Below are 8,925 nucleotides of genomic sequence, written 5' to 3'. Positions count from 1 at the left end.
ATCAGTACATCGTTTTCCGGTGCTTCACGCGCGCACTCGTCGTGCTACGCGCGACGCCGCGCGCCGGCTTCGACACGCTGAGCAGCTTCTCCGGACCACTCATCGACGCCGAGCCCTTCACGGGCACGCGCGCTTTCGACTTGTGATCGGTTTTCGAGAGCACGCCGGAACGGGATTTCTTGTTCATCTGGGTCCTCACTAAGGCAACGGGGCGCGAGGCCCCGTTGCCCGGTCAGCGTCGATTACGGGCCGTTCGAGCCGAACACGCCGCGCCAGTCGGCCATACCGACCGAGTAGCGCTCGTACGCCTTGTACTTGATGTTCCCCGAATCGAAATCGCCGTCGTCCGCGTACTTGATCTTGTTCCGCTCGAACAGAATCGGGCCTTGCTTGGCCATGATGTTCGTGCGGATGAAGAACGCGTGCGGCGCCGTGAAGTAGCGGTTCATCTTCACGCCTTCCGGGAACATGTTCAGGTACTTCAGCGCGTTGATGTCGTTGTTCGCGCTACCGCTTTGAAACGTCGACTTCAGGATGCGCTGCGCGTTGAACATTTCCGACGGATGCACGTGCAGCGAGCGCGGCATCAGCGAAATGCGGTTGCCGCGGTCGTCCGTGGTCAGCCACATCTGGATGCTCAGATCCTCGAGCGCGGCTTCCGACAGGTCGGCCGCCACCGTCAGGGTGTTCGTGCCGGTGCCGCCGCCTTGCAGCGGGTGCGAGGCGCTGATCACGGGCACGCCGTCCGAGCCGTTGCGCGTGAACATCGTGTTGTAGAAGTTGCCGACGATCGTTTCCTTCGTCTGGCGGAACGAGAAGCCGAGCGCTTCAGCACGTTCCGACGCGACCTGCGGATACAGGTTGTCGTCGATTTCTTCCTGCGTCACGATGTAGCCGAGGCCATACGCGATATGGATGAAGCGCGTGATGAAGCCCTGCCATTCGCTGTCGTACATCGTCGGCGTGCCTTCCGGCTTCGCCGGCGCGGCGCCGTAACCGACGACCTGGACGATCTCTTCGTACGCCTTCTTCGAGCTGAAGACCTCGACCAGCGGCTTCCATTCCTGCGCGGTCTCGTTGTAGCCACGGCCGAAGGTCGCAAACAACCCCGGCCAGAGCAGTTTCGGCAAATTGCCGGTGGTGATCACACCTGCCATCTCTTTTCTCCCTGATAGCCTGAGTTGTTACGCGCCAGCCACGCCCGAGCCCGCGAGCTCGTGCAGGTTGAACTTCACGATCCAGCGCGCATTCGCGCCCAGCGAATTGCCGCCGCCCGGCGCCGGGCGCTGGGACAGCCCCATCATCTTGAGCGGGAGCGTGGCCGTGGTCGCGACCGTCGACGTCGTCAGCACGGTGGCCGAGATCGCGAGCGGCGAGGTCGGATTCGTCGGCGTGAAGCCGGCGTTCTTGCTCGCGGCCGTCGCGGTGAGTGCCGACAGGCCGTCATCCTGCAGCTCGAAGAGCTGGTTCGGGTCGTCGGCGACCTCGACGTAGTAGCCCTGCGTCTTCGTCGCCGGAATGCCGATGTTCTCCAGCGCGAGCGGCGTGCCGATCAGCGACGGCGTGCCGACAGCGGGAACCGGCAGGACGCCGACGATTACGCCGCGCTGATATTCGGACGCGGCGCCCGTCGACTTCGTCACGCACGGAAATCCGTTCGCGGTGTCGGCGCCGACCACCGACTTCACCGCGTCGCCAATCGAGTACTGGTTCGCATCGCTCGACGGGATGTAGTAGATGTTGGTCTGACCTTGGTACGTGTTGATGCCGCGCACCGGAACAAAGCCCATCGGGGCAACCACGTTCGCCATTGCTTCTCTCCCTGTTCAGATCACGTCACGGTGCGCGTGAATTCGCCTTCGCGTCGCACCAGTGCCGATCGGCGGTTGTCCGGCAAGTATTTCTCGCCGATCCGATCAGCGTTCATGCCGCCTTGACGAACCATGTCGGCCTCCGTCTGCTTGACCTTCGTCATCGCATCGTTCTGGTCCTCGTCGTACCACTCCTGGCGGATCTTCATCAGGTAGGCGTACAACGGTTCGTTCCGGTCCGTCGTGCCGACGATCGCGCGGATTTTGTCGCCAATATCCGAATTGCGCTCGACGACCTTGTTGCTTTCGGTCAGCTCGACCTCGTCCTTCTTGACGAACTCGTAGCCGCCCGACACGGCGCGCTGCAGGCGGCCCGGCGTGTCGTTGATCCAGTGCAGGTGAAAGCCCGGGATCTCCGTCAGCACGTCCAGTTTCTTGTTCGTGCCGTTGAACACGCCGCGCTGCCGCGCGCGCACCTCATTCACGTTCCGGTCGGCCTGTTCGCGGGTCGCGCGCACTTCGCGCGACACTTCCTGCGCGACCAGGTCGGCCGCCTCCGTCGAGCCCTTCGCATCCGCCGTGGCGGCCAGGGCGTCCAATCGTTCACGAGCGCGCATCAGCGTTTCCTCCGTTCTTCGTACCCGTAGTACAGCTCGACCCATTGCTGGCGGGTGATCCCGCCTTCCGCGACAGCCTCGTCGCACATCTCTCGCGCGTCCTTCGGCAGCGAGGCATACGTGCCCTTGCCCGCCGATCCCGACGTCGCACCAGGCGTCGTTTCCTCGACCGGGCTACCGCGACGGGTGAACTTGTGCGGAAATGCGCGCTTCACGCGGCGCGAGACTTCCTCGAGGAGTTCGGGGAACGGCATGTTCGGGTTCTGCTGCCGGATCTGCTGCCCCATCCCGCCGGCGTACGCCGACAGATCCTCGTCGCGCTCGAACCACGGATTACGCTCGGCCCATTCGACGAGCACGGGGTTCTTGCGCCAGTCCTGCTGCGGAGTGCTGGGTTTCGATGCAGTGCTTTCGGGGGCTTCCGGGAGGTCCGGGCCGCGCTCGCGGAGCGTGTCGATCTGCTCGTCGATCTCCGCCGCCTGGTCATGCTCGCCGGCTCGGATCGCTTCGCGCTTCTGCGCCTTCAAGAAGGCGATCTGCTGATCGAACTCTTCCTTCTGCTTTTTGATCTGCAGGTCGAAGATGCGCTTGTGAGCGGCATCCATACCCTGCATCTGCTTTTTCAGAGCGTCGAGCTCTTTCGCCTGACGGTCCAGCGCCTTGCGCAGCTGGCCGTTGTGCTTCGAGTGATTCTCGAGGAACAACTCGGCGTCCGACCACGGGGCCCGTCCGGTGTACTCCTCTTCGGGTACCCAGCCCAGCGCTCGCGCCTGCTCCTCTACGTCGCCCGCCGTCGTGTCGTCGCCGGGGTCCGTCGCAGTTGAACGGTAGTCCTGAATATCTTGGGTGTCAACGTTCTGATCGTCGACTTGCTCGTCAACCTGCATTTTCCACCTCCGTTTCGAGGCCGACCACATCCAGATCGTTCAGGATCCGGTACTTGGCGCCATCGTGGCCGGCCCATACCAGGCCGGAGTATTTACCGAACACGATACGGTCGCCCGGCTTGCACCAGTCACCGACGGTCGTGTCCTTCCAGCAGCCATCGCCGACAGCGACGACCGTACCCTTCACCTGCGCCATCTCGTCGCGGCCGGTCGTTTCCTCCGGCAGCACGATGCCGCTCGGCGTCTGCCTCTCGACCGAGTCCGGCTTGACGAGCAGGCGGTGCCCCAGCGGTTGGAATCCCGATGTGTTCTTCACGACACGGCCTCCTCGGTGGTGCGCACGACGTCGTCGTACTCGAGGTCGATGATCCGCTGCGCGAACCGGACGTTCTCGACCGCGGCGAGGTTCGCGACGGCGATGTCCTGCGCGTTACGGCCTGCGGTCAGCTCGCCGGCCGCCCAGCCATCCTTCGCGAGCGCGATTTCAGCCTTGAGGTACGCCTTGAACGCCAGCGTTTCCGGCTGGGTTTGCCATGCCTCCCACTGCTCCCTGCTGAGGGGTGTTCCCATTGCTTGCTCCTGGTTGCGTTTGCGCCATCTGGTCGAAAATCTGCGAATAACCGGCGATGGCCCCGGTCAGTTGATCCTGGAATTGCTTGGCGGCGCGCAGTTCCTGATCCATCAGGGCGAGGATCTGGCCGTTCTCGGCGACGCCGGCTTCCGTGCGCAGCTTCAGCGCCTGCGCCTCGAGCTGCATGATCTTGGCCTGATTCAGGCGTGCGTTTTCCATCAGCTCGAGCTGGTGACGGCGGTCGGCGGCCTCGATCTTGGCCTTCTCGACGCTCGCCTTGATCTGCGCGACCATGACGTTCGGCGGCGGCGACGGCTGCTGCGCGCCCGGCGTGCCGGGTTTCGGAAAAATCTCGTCGATGTTCGGCACTTCCATGCTTTCGAGCAGCCGGCGCTCGACCGCGTACCGGTTGTACCCCGGCATGGAGCCGGCCAGCTGGCGGATCGTCATGTTCCGCTGCACGAGCTTCTCGCGCGACGCGATCGTGGGGTCCGCGCTGGGCAGCACGGATTTGTTGGACTCGAAATAGTCTTCCCAGAGCGCGTACCCGCCGTTGCCGGTGTCATCGGCGTAGTCGAAGCGGCCCGATAGCGGCTTCGCGAGGTAGTTCAGGCGGTAGATCAGGCGGAACTCGCGCTTCATCGCGCGGTACGTGCGTTTGTAGATGCCGTTGAAGACCTTCTCGCCCTGCTCGATGACGGCCTCCGTCGTCCCGACCTTCTGGTTCTGCCCGGGGTTCTCGCCGGTCGCTGCGTCGGTCGCCATGCCGATGCGCGCGCCCCACTCGATCAGCAGGTTCAGCAACTGGAACAGGACGCCCGACGGCTCGCGCACCGGCAGCGGGTAGATGCCCTTGTGCAGGTCCTCGGCCGTCGAGTCGGTCCGCTTCCACTCCTGTGGCTTGAAGCTGTACTCGCCGGTGCCCTTCAGGCGGATGCCGCGCGCGAGGAAGCCGCCGCCGAGGTTCGACATCGTGCCGGCGTCGAACATCTGGTTCATCGCCGTGTCGACGGCGTCGTTCACCGCGCCGAGCAGCATGCCGAAGCCCATGCCGTAGATCGAGCCGTCCGGCGCAGGGATGAATTCGAGCTTCGAAAAATACTGCTCCGGTTCGATGCGCACGATTTCGCCGGCCTCGTTGCGTTCGACTCGATCCTCCTCGAAGCGCGCGACGAGCCGATATAGCGTGCTGTCGTCCGCACGGACCGACGCGATGTACGGCTCGCGCATTCCGTCGCCGTCCAGGTCGATCCAGCAGTGCTGCTCGAGCAACATGATCGGCATGTCGTCATCCGCGGCGGGCGGCTGGATGCCGGAAATCTCGTTCTCGGCCTCGGTGATCACGCTTGACGCTGGCATGCTGCGCGGCGTCTCCTCATCGGACGCGTCGTCCGGTGCCGACGGCGACGCGACGCGCGCGAACAGCCCGCGGCGCACGCGCTCTTCGATTTCATCGCGCGACAGGCCGATCACGTGCGTGATGCGCGGCGCGGTTTCGAGCGACTTCGCCCAGTAGTTGACGACGAGGTCCTTCGGCATCACGAGCTCGGACACAACGCAGCGCCGGCTGGAGCTGTTATACGTCTTCTTGAACGCGCAGCCCATGATCGCCTGGACGATCAGCGCCTTGTCGGTCGAGTCCTCCCACTGGGCGTCCTCTTCCATGACCTGGAAGCTCATGTGCTCCGACACGCGCTTCGCGCGCTGCGCCTTCTTCCCATCCGGGTCGTCACCGATCACACGGCACTTCACCGGGTAGCCGCTCGGCACCAGCGCCGGGTAGGCGCGGGCGTGATACTGGAGCGTGGCGATCGTGATCAGCGGGAACTTGATGTTCGACGCCTTCGGCCACGGCCACGTCTTCTCCTCGGCCAGTTGCATCACGCGCTTCTCGGCCTCGGCGTACCGGTCCTCCCACTGCGACCGGCTCTGTTTGTCAGCGTCGTACTGGCGGCGAACGGTCTCGCCGACGAGCGCGACGTCGTCCTCGTGCATATGCTCGACGAGATTGTTCGATCCGACGATCGTCTCGAACTTGACGGGGTGTGCGATCTGCATCTCAGTATCCGGTTGTGCGGTTGCGGCCGCTCTGGTTCGCCTCGGCCAGCTCCTCGGCGTATTCCTGCTCCTCGAGCTCGTCCTCGGTCGGCGGCGCAATCACCTCGTCGAGCGCGAGACCGAGCTGGCTGAGCGTGTCGACGATGTCGTCGTGCGCGCCGCGAGGGAACTGCAGCAGTTCCTGTTCGACGTCGTCATACCAGTCCGCGCCCTTGTCGAAGCGCACGCGGCCGGCCTTCATCCGCGCCTGGATCGAGCGGGCCCGCGTTACCTTGTCCTTGCCCGGCACCATCAGGTGCAGCGAAAGGAACGTGTTCCTGCGCGCCATCTCCTCGTTCAGATACGGGCCGAGCGCTTTCAGGATGGCGCCGGACTCGACGAACCAGAGCACGGGCTCGTACTCCTCCTGCACGGCAAAAATGTGGTCGACCAGCGTTTTCGGATCCCACCGGCCCTTGCGGCAGTCGACGATGTCGAGGTATTGCGCGGCGTCGAGCGTCGCGACGCTGATAACGGAGCGGTCGGCCGACTGCCGGGTCGACACCGCGAGATCGACGGACGCGTAGAAGTTGACCAGCCGGCGCCCCGGCGCCAGTTCCCAGTCCCGGTAGCACTCGTCCGGCAGGTCGAGCAGGTGCTCACGCTCGAAGAAGGCATTGCCCTCGGCGATCGGCCGGTTCAGATACTCCTGCGAATACGCGTCGGCCTGTCCCTGGTTGACGAACGTCTGGCGCACCGCGCGCAGCCGCTCCTCCGTCCATGCTTCCGGCCAGAGGATGTTCGTGAAGTCGTCGAATGCCTCGTGCGCGGCCCAGAGGTGCGTGACCCAGCCCGGGTCGTCCATCAGCTCGGCGAGCAACGAGTTGAACGCGAGGATCGTGCCGACGATACGGATCAGGCAGTCCTTTGACCCGGCCGGCAAGAGCTGCTTGAAGAACCAGCCCTTGAATTTTTTCAGGCGCTCCGGGTTCGTCACGATCTCGTCGAATTCAAGGTCGTCGCCGAGGATCAGGTTCGGTCGCTTGCCGCGCCACTTCAGGCCGCGCAAACGCTGCTCGGAGCCCTTCGCGATGACGCGCACCAGGTGCCCGTCAGCGAATTCGATGATCAGCTCCGTTTCAGTGTCCTTCAGCAACTGCTTCACGCGGAAGTCAGCGCAGAGATCCTCGTTCTCATAGAACTCGGTCTTGATCTCCTTGAGCTGGTGCACCGCCTGCGTCTCGGAGTCGGACACGATCATGATGTGATCGCGCATCCGGAACACGATCGCGGCCAGCGCAAACGTCAGCGTGATCGACGTGCTCTTCGAATGTCCGCGCGGCGCCGCCCAGGCGCAGTACATGTTGTCGTCGTTCGCCGCCTCGTCCCACATCGTCCGGTGGAAAGCCGCGGTCGGCGCCGGCGAGTCGAATTTGTCGAACAGATAGACCTTCTGGAAGCCCTCGATCAGCGCGGCGTCGAGCTTCGTGCGCGCAGGCTTCAGGTTCGGCCGCGTGACGCGGACGGTCTGAGTCGGTGAGCGCGCGAGCTGCGGCATGTCAGGCCCCGAGGTTCCGGCCGAGCGCCCACGCGCGCGCCAGATCAGAATCCGAGCGCGAGCAGACCGAATCGAACACGACGATCCAGCGGCCGCACACCATCGCGAGGTGCGGCTTGCCGAGTCGGGGGTGCTGGCACGAAAGCCTCATTTCCGGCCCTTGCGCTCCGGCAGCTTCTTCGTAGACTTGCCGTGCTCCGCCCGCACGAACTCCTTCCCGACCTTTTTCGGGATGCCGATCTTCGAGCGGCCCTCGGCCGCCGCGTGCATGGCACGGTTCTGCGCCTTCGATTTCATCGGCATGGCGACCTCCTAGCGCTCGCGCGGCGTGCGCTTACGCGCCGGCCGCTTCGGGGGTGCCGCGTCGCCCTTCTCGGTCGGCGTTGCGCGCTTCATCGGCGCGTTGCCGGCGGCGCGCTTCTGCTGCTTGTGGGCTCGGGAGTTAGCGGGCATGGTCAGTCCTCATTTTTCCAATCCCCGTCGGCGTCAAGGTGCGCCGGCGGCCAGCCGCGCGTCGAAACCATGACCACGCGGTACAAGCGCGAAACGATCTGCGTCGCGATGAGCGCGAGCAGAACCGTCAAGATCGGGTGGGCGTCCATGAATTCGTAGCCGTTCATCCCAAACCTCACACCAGGTCCGACACGTCATCGGCCGGCGCGCCGCCGACCACCTCGTGCGCATCGACGTCGACTGCCTCGTCGTTGCGCATCGCCTTCTGCTGGATCGCCGCCTCGCGCAGCTTGTCCGCGATGCGCTCCAGCGCCGACATCTCCGGGTTCTCGTCCTCCTCGGGCGCCTTGCGCAGCGCCGCGCGCTTGTCGAAGAGCACGCCGGTGATGATCGCGAGGTCGCGCGCGGGCACGGGCACGTTCTCCACCTCGGTGCGCGCGTGCTCGCCGCGGCCGACCACGATCACCTTTCGGTCGCCGTGCTCGATCCGTTCCTCGAGCTGTTCAAGCGACCGATCGAGGATCTTCGTGATGCGCGCATCGAGCCCCTTGTCGCGGTCCCGGCGCAACTGCCGAATTGCCTTCTCGAACCACGCGGCCTTCACCCACTTCTGCGCCGTGATCCGATGTACGCCCGCGATCGCGGCGGACTCGTTCTGCTTGCCGGTCTCGAAGTACGCGGCGACGAACGCGTCGCGCCGTTCCTCGTCGGGCTCGGTATCGATCGGCTGACCTGCGATGGCGTTGCGTGGTTTATTCATGGACTTTCTTAGGATTGCGAAACATCATAAGCACACGCGTACCCCAAACCCAAGCTTTCGATTTTTCATGGATCAGCCCAAAGACATCTCGCACTGCCACTTCCGTCTGCACGACGGCCTCTGGCATTGCGAGCACACGCAGTTCGCGGTTGTCGGCACCGGCGAAACCGTTGGCGACGCGTACCGCACTTTCCTTGCCGCCGTGCGCGGCGTTCACCCCAGGAGCCCACA

The 8,925-nt window shown here is 64.5% G+C and carries 14 protein-coding genes; all 14 read right to left on the bottom strand.

Going from position 1 to position 8,925, the window contains the following annotated elements:
• Position 1 precedes the first annotated feature (1 nt).
• The gene (locus CFB47_RS07790; RefSeq protein ID WP_089460854.1) at positions 2 to 187 is read right to left on the bottom strand and encodes a hypothetical protein; all 186 of its coding nucleotides are present in this window, start codon (positions 185 to 187) and stop codon (positions 2 to 4) included.
• Positions 188 to 242: 55 nt separating this feature from the next.
• Positions 243 to 1,157 (bottom strand): hypothetical protein, encoded by a 915-nt coding sequence (locus CFB47_RS07785; RefSeq protein ID WP_089460853.1) that lies wholly within the window; start codon positions 1,155 to 1,157, stop codon positions 243 to 245.
• A gap of 27 nt (positions 1,158 to 1,184) precedes the next feature.
• The gene (locus CFB47_RS07780) at positions 1,185 to 1,811 is read right to left on the bottom strand and encodes a hypothetical protein (RefSeq protein WP_143330819.1); all 627 of its coding nucleotides are present in this window, start codon (positions 1,809 to 1,811) and stop codon (positions 1,185 to 1,187) included.
• A gap of 20 nt (positions 1,812 to 1,831) precedes the next feature.
• The gene (locus tag CFB47_RS07775; protein ID WP_143330818.1) at positions 1,832 to 2,428 is read right to left on the bottom strand and encodes a hypothetical protein; all 597 of its coding nucleotides are present in this window, start codon (positions 2,426 to 2,428) and stop codon (positions 1,832 to 1,834) included.
• On the bottom strand, positions 2,428 to 3,315 hold the full coding sequence (locus CFB47_RS07770; protein WP_089460850.1) for a hypothetical protein: 888 nt from the start codon (positions 3,313 to 3,315) through the stop codon (positions 2,428 to 2,430). Before CFB47_RS07770 ends, CFB47_RS07775 begins: the two co-directional genes overlap by 1 nt.
• Entirely contained in the window at positions 3,305 to 3,631 is a 327-nt protein-coding gene (locus CFB47_RS07765; protein ID WP_089460849.1) for a hypothetical protein, read from the bottom strand. The genes CFB47_RS07770 and CFB47_RS07765 overlap by 11 nt, the downstream gene beginning before the upstream one ends.
• Entirely contained in the window at positions 3,628 to 3,885 is a 258-nt protein-coding gene (locus CFB47_RS07760) for a hypothetical protein (RefSeq protein WP_089460848.1), read from the bottom strand. The genes CFB47_RS07765 and CFB47_RS07760 overlap by 4 nt, the downstream gene beginning before the upstream one ends.
• Positions 3,800 to 5,944 carry a hypothetical protein gene (locus CFB47_RS07755; protein WP_089460847.1) on the bottom strand — a complete coding sequence of 715 codons (2,145 nt, stop codon included), beginning with the start codon at positions 5,942 to 5,944 and terminating at the stop codon, positions 3,800 to 3,802. The genes CFB47_RS07760 and CFB47_RS07755 overlap by 86 nt, the downstream gene beginning before the upstream one ends.
• A 1-nt stretch (position 5,945) precedes the next feature.
• Complete coding sequence (gene terL / locus CFB47_RS07750) at positions 5,946 to 7,481, bottom strand: phage terminase large subunit (protein WP_089460846.1); 1,536 nt, start codon at positions 7,479 to 7,481, stop codon at positions 5,946 to 5,948.
• 147 nt (positions 7,482 to 7,628) lie between these two features.
• On the bottom strand, positions 7,629 to 7,784 hold the full coding sequence (locus CFB47_RS41135) for a hypothetical protein (protein WP_179258928.1): 156 nt from the start codon (positions 7,782 to 7,784) through the stop codon (positions 7,629 to 7,631).
• A 9-nt stretch (positions 7,785 to 7,793) separates the two neighbouring features.
• Positions 7,794 to 7,934 (bottom strand): hypothetical protein, encoded by a 141-nt coding sequence (locus CFB47_RS41130; protein ID WP_179258927.1) that lies wholly within the window; start codon positions 7,932 to 7,934, stop codon positions 7,794 to 7,796.
• A gap of 2 nt (positions 7,935 to 7,936) precedes the next feature.
• Entirely contained in the window at positions 7,937 to 8,101 is a 165-nt protein-coding gene (locus CFB47_RS41125) for a hypothetical protein (RefSeq protein WP_179258926.1), read from the bottom strand.
• Positions 8,102 to 8,109: 8 nt separating this feature from the next.
• On the bottom strand, positions 8,110 to 8,694 hold the full coding sequence (locus tag CFB47_RS07745; RefSeq protein WP_089460845.1) for a hypothetical protein: 585 nt from the start codon (positions 8,692 to 8,694) through the stop codon (positions 8,110 to 8,112).
• On the bottom strand, positions 8,687 to 8,911 hold the full coding sequence (locus CFB47_RS40295) for a hypothetical protein (protein WP_143330817.1): 225 nt from the start codon (positions 8,909 to 8,911) through the stop codon (positions 8,687 to 8,689). Before CFB47_RS40295 ends, CFB47_RS07745 begins: the two co-directional genes overlap by 8 nt.
• Positions 8,912 to 8,925: the final 14 nt, after the last annotated feature.

Origin of the sequence: Burkholderia sp. AU27893, assembly GCF_002223205.1 — a bacterium.
In the GTDB taxonomy this organism is placed as follows: Bacteria; Pseudomonadota; Gammaproteobacteria; order Burkholderiales; family Burkholderiaceae; genus Burkholderia.
This window is presented reverse-complemented; position numbering and strand designations above follow the sequence as displayed.

What these genes read in the sequence shown, in the direction of transcription:
- CFB47_RS07790 (WP_089460854.1), bottom strand. Translation starts at nt 187, where the DNA reads ATGAACAAGAAATCCCGTTCCGGCGTGCTCTCGAAAACCGATCACAAG.
- CFB47_RS07785 (WP_089460853.1), bottom strand. Translation starts at nt 1,157, where the DNA reads ATGGCAGGTGTGATCACCACCGGCAATTTGCCGAAACTGCTCTGGCCG.
- CFB47_RS07780 (WP_143330819.1), bottom strand. Translation starts at nt 1,811, where the DNA reads ATGGCGAACGTGGTTGCCCCGATGGGCTTTGTTCCGGTGCGCGGCATC.
- CFB47_RS07775 (WP_143330818.1), bottom strand. Translation starts at nt 2,428, where the DNA reads ATGCGCGCTCGTGAACGATTGGACGCCCTGGCCGCCACGGCGGATGCG.
- CFB47_RS07770 (WP_089460850.1), bottom strand. Translation starts at nt 3,315, where the DNA reads ATGCAGGTTGACGAGCAAGTCGACGATCAGAACGTTGACACCCAAGAT.
- CFB47_RS07760 (WP_089460848.1), bottom strand. Translation starts at nt 3,885, where the DNA reads ATGGGAACACCCCTCAGCAGGGAGCAGTGGGAGGCATGGCAAACCCAG.
- CFB47_RS07755 (WP_089460847.1), bottom strand. Translation starts at nt 5,944, where the DNA reads ATGCAGATCGCACACCCCGTCAAGTTCGAGACGATCGTCGGATCGAAC.
- terL (WP_089460846.1), bottom strand. Translation starts at nt 7,481, where the DNA reads ATGCCGCAGCTCGCGCGCTCACCGACTCAGACCGTCCGCGTCACGCGG.
- CFB47_RS41135 (WP_179258928.1), bottom strand. Translation starts at nt 7,784, where the DNA reads ATGCCGATGAAATCGAAGGCGCAGAACCGTGCCATGCACGCGGCGGCC.
- CFB47_RS41130 (WP_179258927.1), bottom strand. Translation starts at nt 7,934, where the DNA reads ATGCCCGCTAACTCCCGAGCCCACAAGCAGCAGAAGCGCGCCGCCGGC.
- CFB47_RS41125 (WP_179258926.1), bottom strand. Translation starts at nt 8,101, where the DNA reads ATGAACGGCTACGAATTCATGGACGCCCACCCGATCTTGACGGTTCTG.
- CFB47_RS07745 (WP_089460845.1), bottom strand. Translation starts at nt 8,694, where the DNA reads ATGAATAAACCACGCAACGCCATCGCAGGTCAGCCGATCGATACCGAG.